This window comes from Ureibacillus endophyticus, from assembly GCF_003628435.1.
GTDB lineage: Bacteria > Bacillota > Bacilli > Bacillales_A > Planococcaceae > Ureibacillus > Ureibacillus endophyticus.
The window spans coordinates 1-25468 of sequence record NZ_RBZN01000012.1; the positions used below are offsets into that span (position 1 = coordinate 1).

Here is a 25468-nt window from a genome sequence, read left to right on the forward strand (position 1 = left end):
ACAAGAAAGCAATGGACGTTAAAAAAGATGACTCCGGCAGCCTACCGAAGTCATCTTATTGCGGCTTAAACACAACTATATCCCTTTTTATTAAACTGTCTATAAAATAGGGTTCAGTTCATACTGAACAATCATGCATTCTTCTATTTATTTATTTTTCGCGTCCCCTAATAGATGGAACTGGAATCCTGCTTCTTGCCATGCTTCTCGGTTTAAGCAGTTTTTCGTATCAAAGACAATTTTGTTTTCCGCGCTAATTGTTAATGGATTTAATGTTTTAAATTCATTGTGATCCGTTAACACAACGATAATGTTCGCTTCTTTAGTCGCTTCTTCTAAACTTTGTGTTTGAGTTTCATGTTTGTTCTCTTTAATATGTGGATCATACGAAACAACTTCTAATCCTAGATGTTGTAACTGTTCAATTACTTCCACAGATGGACTTTCACGCATATCATCTACGTTTCCTTTAAATGCTAGTCCAAGTACCGCTACTTTTCCGCCAGCAATTTTATTACGATTTAAGATGCTTTGAGTTTTTTGAGCAGTGAATGCTGGCATACTGTCATTTGTATTACGAGACATATGAATGATTTGCGCCTTTTCTCCTCCAAGTTCTACTAAGAACCATGGATCTACTGCGATACAGTGTCCGCCTACACCTGGTCCTGGGAAGTGAACATTTACACGTGGATGGAAGTTTGCAAATTTGATTGCTTCCCAGATGTTTACATCTAACACTTCAGCCATTTTTGCTAATTCATTGGCAAAAGCAATGTTCACGTCACGGTATGTGTTTTCCATTACTTTTACTAATTCTGCAGTTGTCGCATCTGTTAAATGAATCGTTCCTTTTACAAATGTTTCATAAAGTTCTTTTGTTAATTCAGCAGATTTTTTGTTAATCCCACCAACAATACGATCGTTGTTCACTAACTCTTCAAAAATACGTCCAGGAATAACGCGCTCTGGAGAATGGGCAACATAAATATCTGTTCCAATTTCAAGACCTGTTTTCACTAATTCAGGAATCATAATTCGCTCAACTGTTTTTGGTGGTACTGTTGATTCTAGAATCACTAAATTTCCTTTTTTCACGAAAGGCACAATTGATGCCGTAGCTTGGCGTACATATTCTAAGTTTGCTGTTTTATCAGGATTAATTGGTGAAGGAACGGCCACAATAAATACGTCTGCTTCCACTGGTGTCGTAGATGCTGTTAAGAAACCTTCATCAACTGCTTGGTTTAAACGCTCCTGCAAGCCTGTTTCTTCAATGTGTAATTTTTTCTCTTGAATGCTTCGAACGGCTGCAGGATTTACATCAACACCATGCACCTTCACACCGTGGTTTGCAAACATAACTGCTGTTGGCAATCCAATATATCCTAAACCAACAACACAAACTGTCTTTGTCATAATCTTCGTTACTTCCTTTCAACTTCGAGAACGAGTGTGGTTATATTCAATACATCATTATATCATCTTCGAGCAGTTTCTTTTTAAAATGTCCACATACTGTGAATTTATGCAAATCACAGAACACGCCTATCTACTCGATTTATATGCTAGCATTCTATTTGGATGAACGCTTCTACAATCTCGCATTATAGTATACAACTTTCATGAGGTTCTGTGAAATGAAAATCTTAAGAATGAAGTTTTTGCTAATTGTTTTGTGTAGATAATCAGTTATCTTGTGCGCTTAACAATCAGTTTTGTGCGTATCGTGACTTAACTTGTGCACTTAGTATTACTACTTGTGCACATACTACTCCTCTTGTGCACTTAGCCTAACATCTAGTGCACTTACTTCCTCTCTTGTGCGCTTAGCCACCCAACGGGTATTCTCACTTCTTATCTGGTCTATTTAATGTCAATTCAAAACGACTCGTATTAGTTGCACCTGTTCTCTTTAGACTATTTGCCTTTATTATTCGCACTGCCTCGAATCGGTTTCTTAATTGCAAAAAGTTCATTGCTTCTTTAGAGGAAATTGTCTTACTGATTAAGCATGTAATAATCTTTTAATGCTTGCATATGGGCAGATATATTATTTTTTTTGCATTTTGGGCAACTCCATGTTCTTAACGTTCTACTCATTGGAATGGTTCCACAGTATGGACATTCTACCCCTTTGAGAATCCACTCTTTATTAATTTCGTAATAATCACATAGAGGAAATGGTTCCCATGGTTCTAAATGATGCATTATTAGTTTTCCTACATGATGTGGACTTACGATGTTTTTATTAATTGGAAGTGACCAAATATATTGAATAATTTCACGCCCGATTAAAAGAGAGTATTTCTCAGGTGGCAGCTTAATGATCGCATTATTAAAGGGGAAAATAATTGCACAATAAATGGGCATACGAATTCCTTTATTCAAAAGCAACGAATGGAGACCGAATTGATATTGCTTTAGCTGTACTTCAGGACTTCCAAACACTTCTTCAGTTCCATCCTCCTTTATTCTAATAAGCTGTTTCGGATTACTATTAAAAGATAACACACCCCGAATATTTTTAACTTCTAAAATTAAGCACCAACTAGGAGAAATAAAGAGGATATCTATTTGAGTCTGTACGTTTGATGTAAATGCTACGTTGTGGAGTATCACCGTATTTTCAGGTAACCTGTTCATTTCAAATAATGATAGTAAGTACTGCTCACCATGCTCACCCGCTTCGTGTTTATTCAGTTCATCAACAATAATGGGGAATTTTTCACATCTTTGATTTAATCGCTTTTTTAGTGCAGTAAGACCTAACGTTAAATTACTTGGTTCAAACCCTTTCAAAATCACTCCTACATTCACCTACCCCGTTTTTGCTATTAAATTATCAAACAAATCCACAGTTGTGAATGCGTTTACAAAAACATCCATGTAAATGTAAAAAACTCACTTCCAAAAGTGAGTTTTAGTCGTTTTTCAATAGCATGAGAACAGATTGGGCTTGTTGCATATGAAGTGCGAGGATGTATTGGCTTGCTTGTAGGAGGATGCTGGCTTTTGTGTAGTTCATCATTTCTTTGGCAATGTCGGCATCACGGATACGGGATTCAGCTGCTGTTAGGTTTTCGGCGGTATTTACATTATTGTTGTACGCATGCTCCATTCGGTTTTGATATGCTCCAAGTCGAGATCGCTCAGATGACACTAGCTTCAAAGCGCCATCCAGTTCTCCAATGGTCTTGTCCGCATTTTCTCGAGTCAAAATATCGGAATCCTCAATACCGAGCTTCGTACTATCCATCCCACCAATGTAAATATCAATTGTTTGACCAGCATTAGCACCCACTTGAATTTTTAATGGGTCCTTTTCATAATCCCCATTTAATAATTTTCGTGTGTTAAACTCCGAATCTGTAGCTGTTCTCGTAATCTCTTCCTTTAATTGCTGAAATTCAATGTTGATTTGCTTTCGATCTTCGTCTGTCAGGGTATCGTTTGCAGCTTGTACAGCTAATTCACGCATGCGTTGGATCATGGCGTGTGTTTCGTTTAGTGCTCCTTCAGCAGTTTGCACGAGGGATATGCCATCTTGAATATTTTTTGCTGCCATATTAAGTCCCCGAATTTGCGCACGCATTTTTTCAGAAATGGCTAAACCAGCTGGGTCGTCTGCCGCGCTATTAATTCGGTACCCAGTAGATATTCGCATTAGAGCTTGATTTGCGGAATACCAGTTGCGATTCATATTATTTAGTATCGACATCCCAGTAGACCACCATTGTCCAAGCATGTGGAATCCCCCTTTATTTATTTTATCGGTCAAAATCAAAACAATTTCCATAATTTGCGTTTAATTTTCCAATCCATTGGAAATGCTTCTTATAGGAGGGAGACGAATGAAGGATTTAAAACGACTGTCCTTTTCAAAAGAGGATTGTATTCTAGGAATTATCGGCTCTGGAATTGTAATGATCATCATCCAACTCTTTGTTAATTCGAATTTTTTTATCTGAACTGTATCTCGAAACTCTCCCTTCCTCCTCCCCTAAAAAATTTAAGCACCTTCGATTATCAACCAAATCGAGGGTGCTTATTTTTTGTGACTATTCATGATGTCTATCCTCCGTTGTCATATGCGATCTTGTTGTAGAATACATTGTTATGCCCAATTCATTTTTGCCTTTTCATCAAGAAGTTGATAGAATCGCTTTTCATCTCGCTGTTCTAAAGCCTCATCAATTAGACGGTTAATATTATCTTCTTCAAATCGACGAATTAGCTTTTGCACTTCGGATACTTCCTCATCTTTCGGTAAGAGATTGATTGTTTCTTCGTGGGTTGAGGCTTTATCCAAAATTGGTGATAAATGCTCATGCACATTCGATATCAGAAGTAACTGATACAATGGCATTCTAATAAAACGATTTCCGCGCTGGAAAACAAAAATTTCCGATAAATTTTCGATTTGCTTCGTTTCTAAGTTGACAATCATCTCTTTTCCTTCCACCGGCACAAAATGGTAAAGCTCATCATCTTTTACAATTGAAAAATACTGGTACGCAAAAACGAGACGTAGGTTTTTGCCAGTTACTTTCGTGTAAAAAGGTTTCATAAATTGCACTTGAATCATCCAATCCCCTCCTCAATCTCTTAGGGTTTCATGAAGTATATGAGCCTCTGTAATGTATTATACGTTTCTCCCTTCTTATTAATGCTATATTCCCCATACTTTTCTTGTTTCAAACGAAATCTTTTAAAATTTATACCTCTCGATTCCGCCGTCTCTTACCTCGTTTTAAGAAATACATTTGTGACGTTGGTGAGGTATGAATGGTTAAAGCATTTAAAATATTTATAACAGCTTTGGGATCATTTTTCATTAATTGAATATGTAATTTCCCTTTCTGAAAATCAAAAATTAATTTCTCATATGAGTATCCATTGATTTCAATTTTTCCAATTTCTTCGTACACATTACATGACGAGTACAGAAGTCGCCTCTGCACAGAATTTTCAAAAATCGTAAGCGTCCATTGAAATGCAGAGTAATTGTTCGTCACCGGAATTGAAACTTCAACCATCGCCAATCATCATTCCCCCATTTCAAATTAATTTTCAGTAACCATTGTAATAATTTTCAAGATATTTATCAGATTTCCCCTCAATCCGACAAAATTAAAGTATAATTAAGCTAAATTCTGAAAAATGGAGGTCGAGTGAATGAGTTTTGGAAAATCGTTAAGACAATACCGGGAAAATATGAACATTACCCAGCTCGAAGCTGCTTATCAGTTAGACTTAGTACCGAATACATATTCCAATTACGAACGTTGCAAAAGACCAATTCCCATTGAATTACTCCCAAAAATTAAAAAAGCGTTTAACATCCCAGATGAACAATTTTTGGACATGCTCCTTAACCAATCCCATCGTCGTAAGAAAATGACCGTTGAAAAATTAGCAATACAAACAAAAGAATTGCGTGAACGATATATGATTAGCTTTGGTGAATCTTATTTTGATTTAATTTCCAATACACAAGAACTCAGGCAATTGTTAGGATTCCTCAATAATTTAGATGATAAAAAGCGTCGGTTATGTTTAAATGCAATCAAATCCATCTTAGTCATTTACAGCGATTTAGCCGATGAACTTGTAACTGAATAGTGATGTAAGGCAGTGCAAATTCATGCGCTGCCTTTTTATATTCAATCCTTTTACTTATCATCCCCCCTCATTCAAGTTATAATGGAGAGAAAGACTTTTTTAAGCGGATATTCCGCAAACTTAAGGAGCGAATAGAATGGCTTTATCAATTTCATCCCTCGCACGTGAGCATGAAATTTTTATAAAAGAACAAGTTGAGCAAATTGAACGCGCATTACACCCTTCTGTGACAGAAGATGAAGAATTGGTTCGCCGCGCGTTGTTTGCTGTTCGTAACAAGTCCGTTATAATCGGGCGTTATATTCCGTCTAACGGGATTTTATATACACAAGTACAAGATGTTCGACCTACTGAAGTCATCCTTCATTTGCAAAGCCAAATTATTGTTTGTAATTGTCCCCATGATGGGTGGTGCCGTCATAAGGTGAGCGTTATATTGTCTTTATATCAATATTTAGAGTCTGTCCAAGATTGGGCAGCGAAATGGAGAGCGAAAAAAGGGGTTAACTTACATCTACTAGCTGCTGAACGGACACCTGAAAATTGGCTAGCAATGGTTGATGAAGTAATGTCACATCTTTTACCAACTGGACGGCAAATTGAACATTATTTAATTTCTACTATTTACGAAAATGCCTATATAAAATTGCGGAAGCATCAACCTTTCGAAAGGGAATGGCAACCGATTTATCATCTGTTTATGGAAATAGCAATTTTGAGTAAGCTATGGAAGCATATTTTTCAAACAAATGTAGGAATGAAACAAGAATACTTCGAGTACTTTATTGATCGTCGATTTGAAGGGATTCAAATTTATGTAAATGAATTAACGGGTAAATCTCGGTTATTTGCAACAGATGTGTTTTTCGACGCTCTTCAAGTGATGGTACGCGAACTGTTAGTGGATCGAAACACTTATTTTAGTAGGAGATTTAACATCTATTTATTATTTTGGGATTCAATTTTTACTGAAAGACGAAGAGCTGAAGAAGAACGAGACGTCTTAGAGGATCTGCAAGAAGTTAGCGACGATGTTCCACTCTCTGATATCCTTAACATTTTTCATATTTTGCTTAAAAATTATGAAAAGCTAAAGCGTAACTTAGAGGAAATCAACCCTGAGCATTTAGATGTATACTTTGGGCTTGCTAAATTTTCAATATCTAAAAGAGATGATGTTGCGAGTGAGTACATTTTAAAATCCATTCTTCCTCTTTTGAGCGATTATATTAATCATTATTTAATGCCTTCTAAACGCCAACTGTCTGTGAAAAGAATTCATTCATTATACGACAATATTAATTTAACGGAACAAGAAGAAATACTGCTCTATTCTGCTTTCGGTGTTCATGGCGTACAACCTTATTCATCTTTCTTATTAAAGAAACAACGTTATGAGGAGTGGGTGGCGCTGCATCTTCTTTACCCTTCTTCTATTTCTTATTTAGAAACATGTGGATTAAAGGAAATACTTGAACACGAACCAGCAGTAACTTTACCTTTATACCATTATTACGCCTTGGAAGAAGTGAATCAAAAATCGCGTATGAATTATAAACAAGCGGTACGTATATGGAAGATGATGAAATCTGCTGCGAAAAAAAGCGGAAAAGTAAATTATTGGACCGACTATATTCAAACGGTTCGGGAACAGTTTAAACGTTTAAGGGCATTGCAAGAAGAGTTAGAGAAAGGAAATTTACTTGCATGACAAACATTTCACCATTCACAAAAACGATTCATATAAAGCTTGAAGAACAACAACCAGGATATTATTCAATTAAAGCAATCAATAACGACGGCACTATTATCCCAGCAGCAAGTTGGACACCTCAACTATTTTATCGATTTGAGCCTAACTTTTATGGATTAAAGGCAAATGTCGATGATAACGAACTATTACTAAGCATTTCAGAATTACTGGATCTTCTCTCCCCAAGGTATCAACATCCCTTCATGAACTTAGTTGGGACAGATAGCGATTCAGAAATACTTCTGAAAACTTCAATGGCCATTGAACTACTTTGGAATAGTGCTGCACTTTGGGATTATGCTTCGTTAGACAATGGATTATCTTTTGAACTTCCCACTCAGTTTTCAAAAGATGCAACAGTTCAAAGTATCTTTGGAAAAGAGACGATTGATTTACAACAATGCACTTCCCTTTTAACGATGGCTACTATTCAGAAGCTTGCCAATGCAGGATTATCAACAACAGATCTTCCTACATTAATGCCATTTTTCAAAAATGGTGGTTGGCCAATGAACAAAGAACGGTCGATTGGTAATATAAAAGTCGCTCTTCGTTTAAGTGAACCGGAAGAAACTTCTTCAGAATGGCTATTGGAAACTGTATTAAGCTCGAAAAGTACTTCCAAACATTGGACACCAGCCGTTCGGAAACGTCACTTGCCTATTGAACGGGCATTACCGGATAAATGGTTACCCTTTGCGGAAGATATATCGGATTTGCAACATCAAATGCTAGAACTACTGGACTTAAGCAAGTACCACGTTTCTGAGGATACTTTCTTACATGTTTATTTAGAAGATGCGGATGTTCGCAAACTGTTACGTGATGACTTTGCCAAGCTAAGTGTATTAGGGTTTGAAGTAATCTTACCTGCATGGCTAAAAGAATTAAAACAAACAAAAATGCGTGTTCGTGTGAGTGCAAATAGTCAAACACAACGGTCTGTTGCAGGACTAGACGATATTTTATCCTTCAAATGGCAACTTTCCCTTAATGGCGAGGAAATTTCTTCAAAGGAGTTCCGCAAAATTGTCGATGAAAAGCGTGAATTTATCCGTATCGGCAATGAATGGTTCCGAATGGATGCTGAATGGATGAATGAAATTCGCGAACTGATGGAAAAGGCTGAGGAAGAAAATTGGACTGTACGCGAACTGCTTTTCCGAGAATTGCCTGAAGAACTGACTGCTCCTTTAGAAATGGATGAAGAAGATGCCGAACGGGACGACCCATTATTTGCCTTTGAAATGCAGCATTCTTTGAAAAATTATATAGATCAGCTACAACATAAGAAGGGGTTACCAAAAGTTCAACGACCAGATGGACTACAAGCAGAATTACGACCATATCAACAAGAAGGCTTTGAATGGCTTGTATTTATGCGTGACCAACAATTCGGTGCTGTATTAGCAGATGATATGGGGCTCGGAAAGACTGTTCAATTAATTAGTTACTTATTGCATACGGTTGAAAGTCTCGGTGAAGTGCTACCAACTTTAATCATTTGCCCAACTTCCGTATTAGGAAATTGGCAAAAAGAATTAGCTCGGTTTGCCCCTTCTTTGAAAGTATATACCCATTACAGTTCCGCGCGCCTAAAGGATGAGGATTTCAAACACTATCTTGAAACGGAGCAACCTAACGTAGTGCTCACCACTTACGGAACAATCTCGCAGGATATTGAGTTTTTACAATATATCGATTGGTCCACAGTAGCTCTTGATGAAGCGCAAAACATTAAAAATATGCAAACATTGCAATCAAGGGCAATACGAAAATTACATGGTAAACATCATATTGCGTTAACAGGTACTCCGATTGAAAACCGCCTTTCTGAGTTATGGGCTATTTTTGACTTTATTCACAAAGGTTATTTAGGAAGCTTCGGCAAATTCCAAGAACAATTTATCTTGCCGATTGAACGGGATGAATCGGAATGTCATAAACAAATCTTGCGTACTAAAATCCGTCCATTCCTGTTGCGCCGTACGAAAAATGACCCTGATTTGATGCTAAACTTACCGGATAAACAAGAGACAAAAGAGTTTTGCTCCCTTACAAGCGAGCAAGCGGCATTATATGAAGGGTATATTGAAGATACAATGGCACAGCTTGATACAATGACTGCATTTGAGAAAAAGGGACGTATCTTACAAATGCTAAGTAAATTAAAACAACTATGTAATCACCCTGCTTTGTATTTAAAAGAACCTTTTGATGATGCGAAAACGTTGATGAATCGATCAGTCAAACTAAAACGCATCGTGCAACTGGCCGTGGAAATCGTTGAAAATGGCGAACAATGTTTAATATTCACTCAATATATTGGAATGGGGCATCTGTTACAGCATTGCTTCTCAGAACTGTATGATATTGATGTACCATTTTTAACTGGTAGTATGCCAAAACAACAACGAGACCGGTTAGTCGATGCTTTCCAAACAGGAGAATTCCCGATTTTCTTACTGTCTCTAAAAGCAGGAGGCACTGGCTTAAATTTAACTGCTGCAAATCACGTATTGCATGCGGATCGTTGGTGGAACCCAGCTGTTGAAAATCAAGCAACGGATCGTGCGTACCGTATCGGGCAAACACAATTTGTCCAGGTTCATAAATTTATCACGATTGGAACGATTGAAGAAAAAATTGATAAGATGATTGAGTTAAAATCCGCTTTATCCGAAGAATTGATTCAATCAAGTACGTGGTTAACAGAGCTTCAAGAAGAGGAATTAATGGATTTATTAATGTTAGATACAACAACCATAAGAAACTAAATGTATGAAAAGAGTCGAGTAGGTAGTAGTTACTCGACTCTTTTTTAGTCTCGTTATCCTTTTTCACTTTTATTCCAATATTCAGTTGTTATTTTCTCTACGTTACTTTCGTATAGATGGCAAAAGATATGTAGAGTTAGGAGAAATGGGAACCACTACTGTGCGGTCAGCAGTAGCGGTTGAACTATCACCCCCTCTACATTTTTAACAAGGAGAATGGTTACTGACAACTTACTTACCCTTCAACAACGATAACAACTTCATCCACAATGTTTAACAGTTACGGAACAGGTACTACATCCTGTTGATCAGGAAGTACAAAGTGTTGTGCAATATCTTTTGGTGCGGAGAGTTTTGAATCTTGTGGTAACTTCAGTGCATAAAATCGGACATCATCGACTACAACTTCTGTAGTATAAACTTTCGTATCTTCCTTTGTAATATAAGATCTTGATTGTAGACGGCCGTTAACTCCAATCAACGATCCTTTTCCGCAATATTGAACAATTCGTTCTGCAAGCTTTCCCCACGCTATACAGGGTACGAAATCTGCATCAATCATGCCTTGGCTATTCCGAAAGTTTCTATTGATTGCAATGACAAAACTAGTTTGGTTACGAGTTTCAGAAAACGACTTCAGTGTAGGATCCTTAGTAATTCTACCGACTAGTCCGACTTGATTCATGTTGTTCACCTCCTTTGACTACATCCTAACTTAAGTTAAAATATTTAGCAAAATCAGGAAAATGAACTTTGGCCTCGTTTCCGTTTTGAAAAATAATTTTTCAATATATGTATTTTTTATTAATATCTGGATAAATGTAGATATGAGAAGGGTTTATTCTTATTTATTGAGTGTGTCCAATTTATAATTTTTGCATTTTTTCTATGTTATACTAAAATTAACGAAAATCTACAGGGGGTACGTGAATGAAGACTTTTAAAATGCTCTCTTTTGATCTTATCAATGAGGGAGGGAAGCTAAATATACCACTAATTGATGGGATTATTATTAATCAAGAAAATAGTCACAAATCATGGATATTAGAAATATTTACTTCAAAAGAACACAAGTCCACGTTTGAAAAATATGAATCCTCTGGAGATATTTTAGATGTGCACGCCATTATTTCCTTTCCAGAAAATGAACCTGCCCCGTTCAAAGTGATTGTCTATTCCATTAAGGAAATTGGAGAAAACATTTCCGTTTTACTGAAAGGGACAATTAAGGCGCAACGAAATAAATATGCAGAACAATTGCTAAAGCTTTTATTAGAAGAAAATTTATCAAAGGATGAGTTATTGGAACGATTTAAAAAGGGTATGCGTGAACGTCCGCGCTTGCGAGAATCATAACCTTCCCTCTTTTGCTCCAACTTCACTCCCCGCACGCCATACAAAAGATCGTCTCACTTGAATGAGACGATCTTTTGTTTTATTATTCATCTATTTGGTCACGGTCACGGACATCACGATTATCTTCAATAATGTCTTCTTGGTTGTCATTTAGGATACGTTCATCATTGTTGTTCACCGTACCAGAAGTACCATTTTGACCTGCACCATTGCTATTTGGAACACCGTCTTGATCTACATTACGGTCAGCATCGTAGCCGTTACCATTGTTATCGTTCATATCATTATCAATGGCATCATCTACATCACGTTGTACTTCATTAACGCCTTGATTAATGTCCTCACCAACATCCTCTAAAGCATCCTCAGTGTCATTTGCAGCGTTGTTACACCCTACAAGTAATGCTGAACCAAGAATAAATGCAAAGACTGGTTTTTTCCACATAAAAAATTCCCTCCTTTCAAGATTTGCACACTCCATCACATTTAAATGTGACTAGTTATAGAGTGCCCGGGAAAGGAGGGAACTATCCGAAATTTAAACGAGTCGATTTTAGTTAATCTTTAAAAAATTGACATCGTTATTTATCTAATTGTTCTTTTAAAAGTTGTTCAACATATGCGGCTTCTGCTTTACATCCATATGTGTAGCTTGTACCAAGTTGTTTTTGCATTTTTTCGATAGAATCAATTTGCTTTTTAGTCGGTTTTTCATTTAGAATTTTTGCGATTGTTTCGTCAATTTTCTTTGCAATCTCCTCATGAAACTCTTGACTAACTAATACTTCTGGAGGAACTTTATCGAACCAAGCAGCGTTTTCCGTAAAATACTTTTGCCAGCTTGCTACGAAGTCTTCCATTGAGAATTTATCTTCATCCCATCCAATGCTTGCTAAGTATGACTCGAAAGACGTTGAGATGGATCGAGTGATGCTGATCTTGACGCCTGAAGACAACTGTTTATACATCTATTTAAAACCTCCTACGTTTAAAAAGCCAAACAATACGTATATTCGTACGTACAAATAAAGTCAACCATATTATTGTATATCCTTCACTATTAAAATGCAAATTCACGGACATTTGACGAAATCTTCTTATAGCATTCATACCCATAAAAAATTGGATTTTATACTAAGAAAATTCATTTATTTTAGTGAAGGAACAATTTTTTATTTCGGTTGAACTGGTCCAATTGCAAATAAAATGTCGGTTTCACAAACTAGTTCGCCTTCAACTGTCGCAATTGCGTGTCCTTTACCCATTGCACCGCGTAATTTTACAAATTCAACTTCTAATTTTAATTGATCTCCTGGTACCACTTGTCGTTTAAAGCGGCAGTTATCAATCCCAGTTAAGAACGCAAGACGACCTTTAAACTGTTCAGACATTAATAAAGCTACTCCACCAACCTGTGCCAATGCTTCCACAATTAAAACACCTGGCATTACAGGGTATCCTGGGAAATGTCCATTAAAGAAGTCTTCATTGATTGATACATTTTTAATTCCAACCGCGCGTTTTCCTTCTTCTACTTCTAAAATACGGTCCACTAAAAGGAATGGATAACGATGCGGTAAAATTTCTTGTATTTGATCAGCAGTTAACATGTTCTTCCCCCCAAGAGTATGTAATATTTATTCTTTGCCATTTATGATATCTAGTATATGTTGCCATGTTCCCCATTTTAGAGCATCTAACGGTTTTCCATCTCCAATGACTCCATACCCAATCATTACTCCAAAACAAATTGCTAGGAATAATAAAATAAAAACAATAAGTAATCTTAACCAAATCGGAAAAAGTCGAAAGCTATGAAAACGAATCGGTCTTTCAGAATATCTAGCTGTTCGTTTTTCCTTTTCTTCTTGAGGAACATTCGGCTTTAGCGAATTACTTTTTAAGTCGTTAGTCATTGGCCGTTTCTCCCTTTTGTAATGCTTAATATTTGATATAGAGGGTATACTTTATTAGGTAGTTTTCGGGTCAATTATCGAATTCCGTTAATTAACCCTAACATTTGGTCAGCAATCGTAATTGCGCGAGAACTGAATTGATATGAGCGTTGGGCATTAATTAAGTCCGTCATTTCCTTAGAAATATCGACGTTTGACATTTCAAGTTTCCCATTAGCAAGTCCAATTTCAGTTCGAAGACCACCTTGTAAATTTGTATAAAGGTCTGCCTCATTTAATCCTAATTGTTCAAGATTTCCTGGTACCCCAATATATGAACCCGATAACTTTTCCATTGATTGAGGTTTGTCCACTCGTGTAACCGCTAATTCAAATCCTTGTGTTGTACCATCATTATAATTTACTAATAACGTTCCATCATCTAGTAAATTAAAGTTTTTCATGTTATCCGCAAAAGTAATTGCGTTCCCATTCGAATCTGCAACAGCGTAGCCATCATGATTGACAAGCATGACTTGGCCATTGTTAACAGGGGTTACATAAAAGTCACCTTGGCGTGAATAAACAGTGCGTTGTCCATTTTCACCATCAGGCATAATAATGTTGAAATATTGATTTGCTTTTGTAAAAGCAATGTCTAAATCACGTTCTGTATTTTGTAAACTACCTGTCTTTGTATTCACTTGGATTTGAGCAAGTTGCGCACCAACTCCGTAACGAATGCCTACTGGTGATTGGCGTACTGTAGGATCCATTTGGTCGTTTTCAAATTGTTGGTATAAAAGCTCAGAAAAACGTGCTTCTCTTGCTTTATAACCCGTTGTATTGCTATTAGCGATATTATTACTAATTGTATCAATTTGTTGTTGTAACTGACCTAATGTATTTGTTGCTGTAATCATTGTACGGATCATGTTTTATCCCCTTCCCAACTACACTTTACCGATTTCATTGACTGCTTTATCCATGCTCTTATCATACGCTTGTAGTACTTTTTGATTTGCTTCAAAGGCACGATAAGCTGTAAGTAATTCTGTCATGGATTGTGCAGCATCTACATTGGAACCTTCAATATAGTTTTGTTGTAGTGCAAAGGTAACTCCATCTTGTCCATACGCAGATGGTAGCATTTCCCCGTCAATAGAACGGAACAAACCATTATCTTGTTTAATAAGCACATCAGGATTTGCTGAGAAAGCCACACCTAAAGTTGCAACTTGTTGACCATCCACTAAAATACGCCCATCTTGTGAAAGTTGGAAATCTTCATTTTGTAATTGTATACGCTCTCCTTGATCTGAAAGTACATATAAGCCTTGAGGATTTACTAAATATCCTTGGCCATCAATTGTGAAGTTTCCGTTACGTGTATATGCTTCTCCGCCTTCAGGATGTTCTAGACGGAAAAAGATCGTACCAGCTTGACCAGATTCTTGATCAATCGGCATTGCACCGTTTAATAGAGCAATGTCCGTTGTAAGGTTTGTTTCTATAAGAGTACCTTGTGTATAGTTTGCTAGTGTTTCTTGTAAATATACGCCAGTATTAAGTGCACCAATTTCAGTTGCTTTTAATGTATTAATACCTTTTTCTGTAGGGATATTTGTAGTACCCCTTGCAGAAAGAAGCATATCAGGAAATGAACGTATTGTTGATTGGTCTGCTTTAAAGCCAGGTGTATTCGCATTTGCCATATTATTTGTTAATATTTCTGTTTTTCTTTGTTGTGCAATCATACCTGTAGCAACTGTGTAAAACCCTTTAAACAACTATATTCACCTCTTTTTATTGTAAAGTATTCAGTTTACAAAACTATTTCAATAAAATATCGAACTGATTAAATTCTAGAACCAGGAGCACGATCGATATTGTCTAACATTAATCCTGTTCCGATTGCTACACAGTCGATTGGATTATCTGCTACAAATACTGGTACTTTTAGTTCTTGAATTAATAGTTGATCCATGCCATGTAGAAGCGCACCGCCTCCAGTGATACATACGCCACGATCAATAATGTCAGCTGATAATTCAGGTGGTGTTTTTTCTAATACATTTTTCGCTGATTGAACGATTAATGATACCGATTCATGAAGTGCTTTTTCGATTTCTGTAGAATGAATTGTCACTGTTCTAGGTAAACCTGTTACCATGTCACGGCCACGAATCTCCATTGATTCGTCACGTGCCCCTGGATAAACTGTACCGATGTTGATTTTAATCGCTTCAGCAGTACGTTCGCCGATAAGTAATTTGTATTCTTTTTTTATGTATTGCAAGATGTCATTATCGAAAACGTCACCTGCTACTTTAATTGATTCACTTGTTACGATATCACCCATAGAAAGTACTGCAATATCTGTTGTACCGCCACCAATATCTACTACCATGTTACCACTTGGTTGGAAGATATCCATTCCAGCGCCAATTGCAGCTACTTTTGGTTCTTCTTCTAAATAAACTTTTTTCCCGCCTGATTTTTCAGCAGCTTCACGAATTGCTTTTTGCTCCACGCTTGTAATGTTTGTTGGGCAGCAAATTAGAATGCGTGGTTTTGAGAAAAATCCTTTTAAATCCAGTTTGTTTAGAAAATGTTTTAACATTGCTTCAGTTACGTCGAAGTCTGCAATAACACCATCTTTGAGTGGTCGAATGGCAACGATATTTCCAGGTGTACGTCCAACCATTTGGCGTGCCTCTTCACCAACTGCAAGTACTTTATTTGTGTTTTTGTCTATTGCTACGACGGAAGGCTCATTTAAAACAATTCCCTTACCTTTAACATAAATTAGGACGTTTGCCGTTCCTAGGTCTATCCCAATATCTTTTGAAAACATATGTATATTTCTCCTTCCCGCCAATTCCAACATGATTCACGTTCAAAATTTCTCTTTATCTAGATTATTTTATCATATTCATGTAGTAATTACATCTTTAATTTCATTGTTGTTACAGTTGTATTACAATTTTGTGTGCAGTTTAGAATTGTTTGTGTACCAGGTACACAAACAATTCAGAATATTCAAAATTGTATATGTACCCGGTACACCAATAAAAAAGCATTTAGTTGACTTCGTAAAGAAAGCCAAACTAAATGCTCTTTCATTGTTTTTGTCGGGACTGCCATTTCTTACGGGTTGCCTCGCCTCCTCGTAAATGACGAATCGATTTGTGATAAGCTAATATCTCTTTTACTTCATTCGCTAATTCTTCATTAACTAGGAACAGTCTTTCGGTTAGGTCTTTATGCACTGTGCTCTTCGAATAACCCGTCATTTTCGCCAGGACACGAACTGTCTCACCAGTTTCAATTAGCAGCTCTCCAAGCCGTACGCAACGATGCCGAATGTGCTCGTGCACGTTCTCTTCCTTTCTATCGGATATAAGAATGTGCCGTTTTGCTAACGAGAGGTGTCTTCTTCAACATGTTCATATTGTGAGTGTTTCATTGAAATTTTTGCAACTAGCGATATAACGTTTATTCACCATATGAGGATTTCCGTGATTTAAGAACCAATTTTGTGAACAAAACTGCAAAAACGCCCATAATTCCTCTGTACCGTTGAAATTAGGTAAAATTTCGTCGGTTTCAACGGTACAGGGTTTATGGACGTTCTGCTTTATTGCTTGTACAAAAAGTTGAATCTTGTCAAATTAGAAAGCTAAGAAATTTCTTGGGTTAACGTGTTCGCCATCTTGTAACACTTGGAAGTGCAGATGGTTTCCAGCTGTTGGATTCCATTCGTTTTCAGTTGTTGTCGCTAATGGTTGGCCTTGTTCTACTGTATCCCCTTCTTTAACAAGGATATCAGTTACCGAACTATATTGCGTTTCCATGCCATTTGGATGAGTAATTACGATTTTATTTCCAGTAAATGCATCTAATTTTACTTCAGTTACTTCACCGCTCATTGCAGCAAGTACTTCAAATGGTTCGCCATTAACAGAAAGTGATACACCAGATGAAGTAGAGAATGTTTGGTTAAATACTAATAGTGCATTTTCTCTTGTTGCTTCATCAGCCGTTACATCATAGAAATCTTGTAACACTTGTACTTGATCTAAATGATCTTCACTGAAAGGATATTTCAATGTTTCCTGGCGAGCATTTGTTTCGATGACTGTTTCTTGTGAAGTTGTTTCATTATTAGTTGATGCAACTTCCTTTTCTTCGTCATCATTAATGATTGCATTATAACTGAAAATTAGACCGATTAACACTGCTGCGATACCTGCATAGATTGACGGCCAAAACCATGGCTTTTTCTGCCAACTGTTTTTATTAGGAGAAGGAGTAGTTTGTTTTTCTTCTCTCATGTTCATCACCTCTGATTGAAGTGTGAACAAGATTTTACAATTCTAAACACATTTTGGAAAAAAATTTCTATTATTTACAAGATATTTTTTCAATATTTGTATTTTTATAATAATGTTGGATAATTTCATGGGCAGTTGCACCATTTTCCGCCATTGCATCTGCGCCGTATTGGCTCATACCAACACCATGACCATAGCCTTCAGTCGTTACAACGATTTTTTCTCCTTTTACTTCAATACGGAAATCTGTAGAGCGCAAATCGAGTAACGTTCTCATATCTCGCCCGGACCATTCATTTTTTCCAACAATAACAGTCTCTACCCTCCCTGTATTATTTCTTTTTATACGCACGTTTTTAAGCTGATTTAGAGTCAAATTGGTGTTTAATAGCTGATTCCATTCATTAATAGTAAAACTTTTTTCCACTTCGTAATTATCAGCATATTGAAAATCTGTACTTGCAACAGATTGTAGATATGGAAGGTCTGTCCCACTATAGTTTTTGGAGCTTTCCGTCATACCGTTGCTCATCGAATGAAACATCGCCGTTATGAGTTCTCCATTATAGTTAATAACTTCTCCTTTTGTACTTTCAACAGCTTGTCTCACTTTTTTTTCATAATCATCAAAGGACTCTGCCCAAACTTCTTTTCGAGTATTTGAATCATAAAAAACTTGTTTTGCAACGGTTGGTTCGATTGCCTTTTTCCCATATTCGGTGTTTTTTAATACATACGTTCTAGCTGCAATTGCTTGTGCTTTTAATGCTTCGGGATGAAAGTTTGCTGGCATCTCAGCCGAAACAACACCAATTACATACTCTTCTAAATCAATTGGCTCATCACTACCACTTACTTGGATAGTTAGTTCACAAGCGTTCGCAAAGTTTTCCCCTTCTTCTTTCTCTGATGTAGCTTCAGTTTTATGATCCATTTGCTTGAAAAGAAATGGGAAGAAAAATAATAGAGAAATAAAGCCAAAAATTGATGCAACAACTATTAACTGCTTTTTCTTCTTAAATTTTTTCATACATATTATTTATGATATGGAAGGAAAATTTATGAGTTATGAAGAAGTAGAATTTGGATATACTGACTGAGGGATAAAAGGAAAGATAAATTAAAACGACAAAACTCACTTTTAAGAATTTTGTCGTTCGTTGGTCATTATAAATTTTTCGTCATAATTTATCTCATTTATACATAATTTTAATTAAATTAGATAAATTATAATGGGCAAAGTCTATATTTCGATAGTATGCTTTGGTGATTGTTCAAAATCCATATCTGCAACACGTTCAATGTTTGCACCAAGAGCAGCGAGTTTTTTGTGGAAATCAACATAGCCTCGATCTAGGTGGTTAAGTTTCGTAACGCGTGTAACACCTTCTGAAACAAGTCCAGTTAAGATTAATGCAGCTGCTGCACGTAAATCTGTTGCGGAAACTTCAGCACCTTGTAATTTCACAGGTCCTTCAATGAAAACTGAACGACCTTCGATTTTTGCTTGTGCATTCATTCTACGGAATTCTTCCACATGCATGAATCGATTTTCAAACACTGTCTCAGTAATAATACTCGTTCCATTGGCTGTTAATAATAATGCCATCATTTGTGCTTGCATGTCTGTTGGGAAACCAGGATGTGGCATCGTTTTAATATCAACAGCTTTTAGAGGATCTGTGGCACGTACACGTAAGCCGTCACCCTCTTCTAACACTTCAACACCCATTTCACGTAATTTCGCGATTAAAGCTGTCATATGCTCAGGTACTGCGTTTTCGATAAATACATCGCCTCGTGTAATTGCTGCAGCAACCATAAATGTACCTGCTTCAATACGGTCAGGGATAACGTGATGTGTAGTTCCGTGTAGTTCAGAAACACCTTCAATACGAATTGTATCTGTACCAGCACCGAAGATTCGGCCACCCATACCATTAATGAAATTAGCTAAATCGACAATTTCAGGTTCTTTTGCAGCATTTTCAATTACAGTGACACCCTTCGCTAATGCAGCAGCCGTCATAATATTTTCTGTAGCTCCTACGCTTGGGAAATCTAAATAAATTTCTGCACCGTGTAAACCAGCAGCGGTTTTTGCTTCCACATAGCCATGGCCAAAAGAAATTTTTGCACCCATTGCTTCAAAGCCTTTTAAGTGTAATTCAATTGGTCGAGAACCGATTGCACAACCACCAGGCAACGCAACACGAGCATATCCATTGCGTGCAAGTAAAGAACCCATAACAAGTATTGATGCACGCATTTTACTTACATATTCAAACTGTGCTTCACTTGATAATTTTTGTTGAGCATTTATATAAATTTCATTATTCTTCTCATTATATTCTACAGTAGCATTTAAGCTTTTGAGTACTTCATTTATTGTATGAACATCCGCCAAATTCGGAACGTCTTTTATAATATTTATACTCTTTGAAGCTAGTAAAGATGCAGCTAGAATTGGTAGTACGGCATTTTTGGCTCCTTCTACTTTTACGACTCCACGTAATTTTTGGCCTCCCGTAACAATGATTTTCTCCACAATTCGTCCCTCCGAATTCAATTGTCCAAAACTGTCATTTTAAAAAAAAGTTGTAAGCTATAAAACACACAAACTATCACTATGTTAATGCTTTCTAACGGGTTAAACAAGCATCCAAATCACTATTTTACGGTACTTCTCAATAATTATCTACACTTTTATATTACGCGTAATAAAACTTTTGGTGAATTGTTCTTGAGGTGTACAAATTTCTACAATATTACCCAGGAAATAGATAAAACCTTCAAAGTGCGGCAAATTTTTACACGTGTAAGTAAATCATGGATGGGAAAATTAAATCTATATGTGTTGTAACGGCAAACGAACTTCATTTGTCCTTACAAGGCATATAACTTGTTGCCTTTTGTCTATATAGTATGTTCGAATTACGAAAAAAGATAAGGTAATTGTCGAGACCAATTTGTAATTTCTAAAACAAAATTTGACACGGATGATCCGATAGCAATGCTAAGCAAAATATAAACTAATTGAATCTGAAAAGTGTGCCCTTTTTTAAATAATTGATCAAAGCGGAATGATTGAATGGCATAAAACGTAATGCCGATAAAAAATATATGCGAAAATAGCCCTAATACTGCTTGCAGTCCTAAAGATTGATATACTTCCATTTCGTTTCCTCCATCATTTATACACATATGAAAAAGCGGACAGAAAACCTGCCCGCTTCTTAAATTAATTATTATTTATTACCCTCATGAACGCTGATACGATTAATCGCACGTTTTAAAGCAAGCTCAGCGCGTTTGAAATCGATGTTATCTTGTTTCTTTTGAAGGCGTTCCTCAGCACGTTTCATAGCTTCTTTAGCACGTGCTACATCAATATTTGATGCAACTTCAGCAGATGGAGCTAAAATTGAAATTTTGTCAGGACGAACTTCAATAAAACCACCGCTAACAGCAACTACTTCTGATGAACCGTTATCTTTTTTAAGAGTAACTGCACTAATTGCAAGAGGAGCTACCATTGGAATGTGTCCAGGAAGAACCCCAATTTCACCAGAAACTGTTTTTGCGATAACCATTGCGACTTCTGAATCGTATACTGGGCCGTCGGGAGTGACAATATTGACTTGAACTGTCTTCATATTTTTTCCTCCTCGTCCCTAAAATTATACCTCTACGCCCATGCTTTTCGCTTTTTCTACTACTTCTTCAATGCTACCTACTAAACGGAATGCATCTTCTGGTAAGTGGTCGTATTTACCTTCAAGGATTTCCTTGAATGAACGAACAGTGTCTTTTACGTGTACGAAAGAACCTGGTTGACCAGTGAATTGTTCCGCTACGTGGAAGTTTTGAGATAAGAAGAATTGAATACGACGAGCACGTTCTACTGTTTGCTTGTCTTCATCAGATAATTCATCCATACCTAAGATTGCGATGATATCTTGTAATTCATTATAACGTTGTAACGTCATTTGAACGCCACGAGCAACTTTGTAGTGTTCTTCACCAACGATTTCAGGTGAAAGTGCACGAGAAGTTGATGCTAATGGATCCACGGCTGGGTAGATACCCATCTCAGATAATTTACGCTCTAAGTTAGTTGTAGCATCTAAGTGAGCGAAAGTTGTTGCTGGAGCCGGGTCAGTATAGTCATCGGCTGGTACGTAAATCGCTTGGATTGATGTAACAGAACCTTTGTTTGTAGAAGTGATACGTTCTTGTAAGTTACCCATCTCAGTAGCAAGAGTTGGTTGGTAACCTACCGCAGAAGGCATACGTCCAAGTAAGGCAGATACTTCCGAACCTGCTTGAGTGAAGCGGAAGATGTTGTCGATGAATAGTAATACGTCTTGGCCTTGTTCATCACGGAAATATTCAGCCATTGTAAGACCAGTTAAAGCTACACGCATACGTGCACCTGGTGGCTCGTTCATTTGACCGAATACCATTGATGTTTTACCGATAACGCCAGAGTCACTCATTTCGTGGAATAAGTCGTTACCTTCACGAGTACGTTCACCTACACCCGCGAATACCGAAATACCACCGTGACCTTGAGCGATGTTGTTGATTAACTCTTGGATTAATACAGTTTTACCTACACCGGCACCACCGAATAAACCTACTTTACCACCTTTGATGTAAGGTGCTAATAAGTCTACTACTTTAATACCTGTTTCAAGGATCTGTACTTCTGTAGTTAATTCTTCAAATTTTGGAGCTTCGCGGTGGATTGAATCACGACGAGCTTCTGGAGCGATTTCTTCTCCTAAGTCGATAACTTCTCCTAGTACGTTAAATACACGTCCTAATGTTACGTCACCAACTGGAACAGAGATTGGTTTTCCTAAGTCTGTAACTTCTGCACCACGTTGTAAACCGTCAGTAGATGACATGGCAATTGTGCGGACAGAATCGTCACCTAAATGAACTGCTACTTCTAATGTTAAAGTAACAGCTTCTTCGTTTGGACGTTCAATCTTAACAGTTAAAGCGTTATAGATTGCTGGTAATTGACCGTTGCTGAATTTAACGTCAACAACCGGACCCATTACTTGAATAACTTGTCCTTTATTCATTCCTGTGTACCCTCCTATCAAGATTGGTGTCGAGCTGATGTGAATTATTCACCCATGCTGTCTTCCTAAAAAACTTCATAGGCAAGATACTTCTTTTTTATGAATGACTAAAATGTGTGCACCCACTTTAGTGAATCTAAAAAGGAAGCTCTTTGCCATATCCGTCAATTTATCCGAGTTGGGGAGCGCAACTATTCTAAAGCTGCTGCCCCACCAATAATTTCTGTAATTTCTTGTGTAATCGCCGCTTGACGCGCACGGTTATATACAAGTGATAAGTCTCTAATAAGTTCATTAGCGTTATCAGTTGCTGTTTTCATCGCTGTCATACGAGCAGCATGTTCACTGGCTTTACCATCTAATAAAGCACCATAAATTAAACTTTCAGCATATTGTGGTAGTAATACTTCTAGAATTGCTTCACCAGATGGTTCGAATTCATAAGAAGCAGATAAACCTTCATTTGCTTTTGGAGCTAGATCAGTAATTGGTAATACCTTTTTCTCAGTAACTTCTTGTGAAATAACACTGACAAAGTGGTTATAGTACATATAAAGTTCATCATACGTACCATCAGCGAACATACCAACAGCTTTACGAGCGATTTGTTTTACGTCCGAGAATGTAGGTTGGTCTGGTAAACCAACGATACTTTCAACTACGTTGTAACCACGTTTTACGAAGTAGTCACGAGGAACACGTCCAATTGCCAAAATTACAAACTCATCATTTGATCTATGGCGTTCTTTAAGTGTACGTGATAATTGACGTAAAATGCTTGAGTTATATGCACCTGCTAATCCACGGTCAGAACCGATAACAAGATAAGCTGTTTTCTTTACTGGACGTGAAATTAACATTGGATGTGATGCATCACTAGTACCACCCGCGATTGCTGCAACCACGTCTTGTACTTTTTCCATGTAAGGAACATATCCTTTTGCATTTTGTTCAGCACGTTTACTTTTAGAAGCAGAAACCATTTGCATGGCTTTTGTCATTTGACTTGTTTTCTTCGTAGAGTTAATACGGCTTTTTATTTCGCGTAAGCTTGCCACTGGTATTTCACCACCTTTAAGTTTTTAATCAAATATCACACGTTTTACAACAAAATTACTTATTCTGATTTAACGAAAACTTTTTTGAAATCGTTAATAGCTGCAGCCATGTCTGCATCAGCTGGTAAGTCTTTTGTTGTACGGATATGATCTAAAACTTTAGTGTGGTTTACATCTAACCAGCTTAAGAATTCATTTTCATAACGAACGATGTCTTGTACTGGAATATCATCTAAGAAACCACGAGTTAGAGCATAAAGAATTGTTACTTGCTTTTCAACTTTAATTGGTTTGTTAAGGTCTTGTTTTAATACTTCAACCGTACGTTTACCACGTTCAAGTTTAGCAAGAGTCGCTTTATCTAAATCTGAACCAAATTGAGCGAATGATTCAAGTTCACGGAATGCTGCTAAGTCAAGACGTAATGTACCAGCAACTTTTTTCATCGCTTTAATTTGAGCAGAACCACCTACACGTGATACAGAAAGACCGGCGTTAATCGCTGGACGTACACCTGAGTGGAATAAGTTAGCTTGTAAGAAAATTTGTCCATCAGTGATTGAGATTACGTTTGTTGGGATGTATGCAGAGATATCCCCAGCTTGAGTCTCAACGAATGGAAGAGCTGTAATAGAACCGTTTTTGTAAGTTTCGTTTAACTTTGCAGCACGTTCTAATAAACGACTGTGTAAGTAGAATACGTCACCAGGGTAAGCTTCACGACCTGGAGGACGACGTAATAATAATGAAAGCTCACGGTAAGCAGCTGCTTGTTTTGATAAATCATCATATACGATTAATACGTGTTTACCTTGTAACATGAACTCTTCAGCCATAGATACACCAGCATAAGGAGCTAGGTATAATAATGGAGCTGGTTGAGATGCAGATGCAGTTACAACGATTGAGTAATCTAAAGCACCGTGTTTACGTAATGTTTCAACTACACCACGAACTGTAGATTCTTTTTGACCAATTGCAACATAGATACAAATCATGTCTTGGTCTGCTTGGTTAAGGATTGTATCGATAGCAATCGAAGTTTTACCAACTTGACGGTCACCGATAATTAACTCACGTTGACCACGACCGATTGGTACTAATGCGTCAATCGCTTTAATACCAGTTTGTAATGGTTCATGTACTGATTTACGAGCCATTACACCGAAAGCTGGACTTTCGATTGGACGAGATTTTGTAGTATTGATTGGGCCTTGTCCATCCACTGGTTGACCAAGTGGGTTAACAACGCGTCCAATTAGTTCTTCACCAACTGGTACTTCCATGATACGACCTGTACGACGAACTTCATCGCCTTCTTTAATGCCAAGGTAGTTACCTAGAATAATGATACCAACGTTACCTTCTTCTAAGTTTTGAGCCATACCCATAACACCGTTAGAGAACTCTACTAGCTCTCCAGCCATGACGTTGTCGAGGCCATGAGCACGAGCGATACCGTCACCAACTGTGATTACCGTACCAACTTCGCTTACTTCTAATTCAGATTGGTAATTTTCAATCTGCTTTTTGATCAGCACGCTGATTTCTTCAGCCTTGATGCCCATGAA

The 25468-nt window shown here is 37.2% G+C and carries 26 protein-coding genes; 4 read left to right on the forward strand and 22 right to left on the reverse strand.

The features are described 5' to 3' along the window. Positions 1-147: 147 nt before the first annotated feature. The 5 genes from D8M03_RS06720 to D8M03_RS06740 all read right to left on the reverse strand — a co-directional run bounded on the left by D8M03_RS06720 (position 148) and on the right by D8M03_RS06740 (position 5045). The gene (locus tag D8M03_RS06720) at positions 148-1419 is read right to left on the reverse strand and encodes a nucleotide sugar dehydrogenase (RefSeq protein WP_121214014.1); all 1272 of its coding nucleotides are present in this window, start codon (positions 1417-1419) and stop codon (positions 148-150) included. A gap of 582 nt (positions 1420-2001) precedes the next feature. After that, positions 2002-2808: a nuclease-related domain-containing protein gene (locus D8M03_RS06725; RefSeq protein WP_121214015.1), complete on the reverse strand. Its 807-nt coding sequence runs from the start codon at positions 2806-2808 to the stop codon at positions 2002-2004. Positions 2809-2923: 115 nt separating this feature from the next. Next, positions 2924-3748, reverse strand: coding sequence for a flagellin N-terminal helical domain-containing protein (locus D8M03_RS06730; protein WP_121214016.1), 825 nt, complete (start codon positions 3746-3748; stop codon positions 2924-2926). A gap of 369 nt (positions 3749-4117) precedes the next feature. Then, a complete protein-coding gene (locus tag D8M03_RS06735) occupies positions 4118-4588 on the reverse strand; it encodes an IDEAL domain-containing protein (RefSeq protein ID WP_121214017.1) in 471 nt (156 codons plus the stop codon). Positions 4589-4718: 130 nt separating this feature from the next. After that, on the reverse strand, positions 4719-5045 hold the full coding sequence (locus D8M03_RS06740; protein ID WP_121214018.1) for a hypothetical protein: 327 nt from the start codon (positions 5043-5045) through the stop codon (positions 4719-4721). Between the two features lie 133 nt (positions 5046-5178). Here D8M03_RS06740 and D8M03_RS06745 point away from each other — a divergent pair, with 133 nt between their 5' ends. The 3 genes from D8M03_RS06745 to D8M03_RS06755 all read left to right on the forward strand — a co-directional run bounded on the left by D8M03_RS06745 (position 5179) and on the right by D8M03_RS06755 (position 10155). After that, a complete protein-coding gene (locus tag D8M03_RS06745; protein ID WP_121214019.1) occupies positions 5179-5625 on the forward strand; it encodes a helix-turn-helix domain-containing protein in 447 nt (148 codons plus the stop codon). A 136-nt stretch (positions 5626-5761) separates the two neighbouring features. Further along, the gene (locus tag D8M03_RS06750; protein WP_121214020.1) at positions 5762-7336 is read left to right on the forward strand and encodes a hypothetical protein; all 1575 of its coding nucleotides are present in this window, start codon (positions 5762-5764) and stop codon (positions 7334-7336) included. After that, positions 7333-10155, forward strand: a complete 2823-nt coding sequence (locus D8M03_RS06755) for a DEAD/DEAH box helicase (protein ID WP_121214021.1) — start codon at positions 7333-7335, stop codon at positions 10153-10155. Before D8M03_RS06750 ends, D8M03_RS06755 begins: the two co-directional genes overlap by 4 nt. Before the next feature lie 280 nt (positions 10156-10435). Here the strand turns inward: D8M03_RS06755 and D8M03_RS06760 are convergent, their stop codons facing one another. Next, a complete protein-coding gene (locus D8M03_RS06760) occupies positions 10436-10840 on the reverse strand; it encodes a single-stranded DNA-binding protein (protein WP_121214022.1) in 405 nt (134 codons plus the stop codon). A gap of 245 nt (positions 10841-11085) precedes the next feature. Between D8M03_RS06760 and D8M03_RS06765 the strand changes: the two genes are divergently transcribed. Then, a complete protein-coding gene (locus D8M03_RS06765) occupies positions 11086-11511 on the forward strand; it encodes a YwpF family protein (protein WP_121214023.1) in 426 nt (141 codons plus the stop codon). An 82-nt stretch (positions 11512-11593) separates the two neighbouring features. On the opposite strand, the gene D8M03_RS06770 is transcribed toward D8M03_RS06765, so the two are convergent. The 16 genes from D8M03_RS06770 to atpA all read right to left on the reverse strand — a co-directional run bounded on the left by D8M03_RS06770 (position 11594) and on the right by atpA (position 25465). Further along, positions 11594-11956, reverse strand: a complete 363-nt coding sequence (locus D8M03_RS06770) for a hypothetical protein (RefSeq protein WP_121214024.1) — start codon at positions 11954-11956, stop codon at positions 11594-11596. A 136-nt stretch (positions 11957-12092) separates the two neighbouring features. After that, positions 12093-12479, reverse strand: coding sequence for a hypothetical protein (locus D8M03_RS06775; protein ID WP_121214025.1), 387 nt, complete (start codon positions 12477-12479; stop codon positions 12093-12095). A gap of 204 nt (positions 12480-12683) precedes the next feature. Further along, positions 12684-13121 (reverse strand): 3-hydroxyacyl-ACP dehydratase FabZ, encoded by a 438-nt coding sequence (gene fabZ, locus D8M03_RS06780; protein ID WP_121214026.1) that lies wholly within the window; start codon positions 13119-13121, stop codon positions 12684-12686. Positions 13122-13148: 27 nt separating this feature from the next. After that, positions 13149-13427, reverse strand: a complete 279-nt coding sequence (locus tag D8M03_RS06785) for a DNA-directed RNA polymerase subunit beta (protein ID WP_121214027.1) — start codon at positions 13425-13427, stop codon at positions 13149-13151. A gap of 74 nt (positions 13428-13501) precedes the next feature. Next, positions 13502-14341, reverse strand: a complete 840-nt coding sequence (locus D8M03_RS06790; RefSeq protein WP_121214028.1) for a flagellar hook-basal body protein — start codon at positions 14339-14341, stop codon at positions 13502-13504. A gap of 18 nt (positions 14342-14359) precedes the next feature. After that, positions 14360-15196: a flagellar hook-basal body protein gene (locus D8M03_RS06795; RefSeq protein WP_121214029.1), complete on the reverse strand. Its 837-nt coding sequence runs from the start codon at positions 15194-15196 to the stop codon at positions 14360-14362. Positions 15197-15264: 68 nt separating this feature from the next. Continuing rightward, positions 15265-16263, reverse strand: coding sequence for a rod shape-determining protein (gene mreB, locus D8M03_RS06800; protein ID WP_121214030.1), 999 nt, complete (start codon positions 16261-16263; stop codon positions 15265-15267). A gap of 265 nt (positions 16264-16528) precedes the next feature. Further along, complete coding sequence (locus D8M03_RS06805) at positions 16529-16786, reverse strand: sporulation transcriptional regulator SpoIIID (RefSeq protein WP_097071697.1); 258 nt, start codon at positions 16784-16786, stop codon at positions 16529-16531. Between the two features lie 294 nt (positions 16787-17080). After that, entirely contained in the window at positions 17081-17743 is a 663-nt protein-coding gene (locus D8M03_RS06810; RefSeq protein ID WP_121214031.1) for a M23 family metallopeptidase, read from the reverse strand. Between the two features lie 70 nt (positions 17744-17813). Beyond that, positions 17814-18773 carry a stage II sporulation protein D gene (spoIID, locus tag D8M03_RS06815; protein WP_121214032.1) on the reverse strand — a complete coding sequence of 320 codons (960 nt, stop codon included), beginning with the start codon at positions 18771-18773 and terminating at the stop codon, positions 17814-17816. A gap of 213 nt (positions 18774-18986) precedes the next feature. Continuing rightward, the gene (gene murA / locus D8M03_RS06820) at positions 18987-20291 is read right to left on the reverse strand and encodes a UDP-N-acetylglucosamine 1-carboxyvinyltransferase (protein ID WP_121214033.1); all 1305 of its coding nucleotides are present in this window, start codon (positions 20289-20291) and stop codon (positions 18987-18989) included. Positions 20292-20677: 386 nt separating this feature from the next. Beyond that, a complete protein-coding gene (locus D8M03_RS06825; RefSeq protein ID WP_121214034.1) occupies positions 20678-20920 on the reverse strand; it encodes a DUF1146 family protein in 243 nt (80 codons plus the stop codon). A 71-nt stretch (positions 20921-20991) separates the two neighbouring features. Continuing rightward, complete coding sequence (locus D8M03_RS06830) at positions 20992-21399, reverse strand: F0F1 ATP synthase subunit epsilon (RefSeq protein ID WP_121214035.1); 408 nt, start codon at positions 21397-21399, stop codon at positions 20992-20994. A gap of 24 nt (positions 21400-21423) precedes the next feature. After that, on the reverse strand, positions 21424-22839 hold the full coding sequence (atpD, locus tag D8M03_RS06835; protein ID WP_121214036.1) for a F0F1 ATP synthase subunit beta: 1416 nt from the start codon (positions 22837-22839) through the stop codon (positions 21424-21426). Between the two features lie 191 nt (positions 22840-23030). After that, the gene (gene atpG / locus D8M03_RS06840) at positions 23031-23897 is read right to left on the reverse strand and encodes an ATP synthase F1 subunit gamma (RefSeq protein ID WP_121214037.1); all 867 of its coding nucleotides are present in this window, start codon (positions 23895-23897) and stop codon (positions 23031-23033) included. 59 nt (positions 23898-23956) lie between these two features. Next, entirely contained in the window at positions 23957-25465 is a 1509-nt protein-coding gene (gene atpA / locus D8M03_RS06845) for a F0F1 ATP synthase subunit alpha (RefSeq protein ID WP_121214038.1), read from the reverse strand. Positions 25466-25468 lie beyond the last annotated feature (3 nt).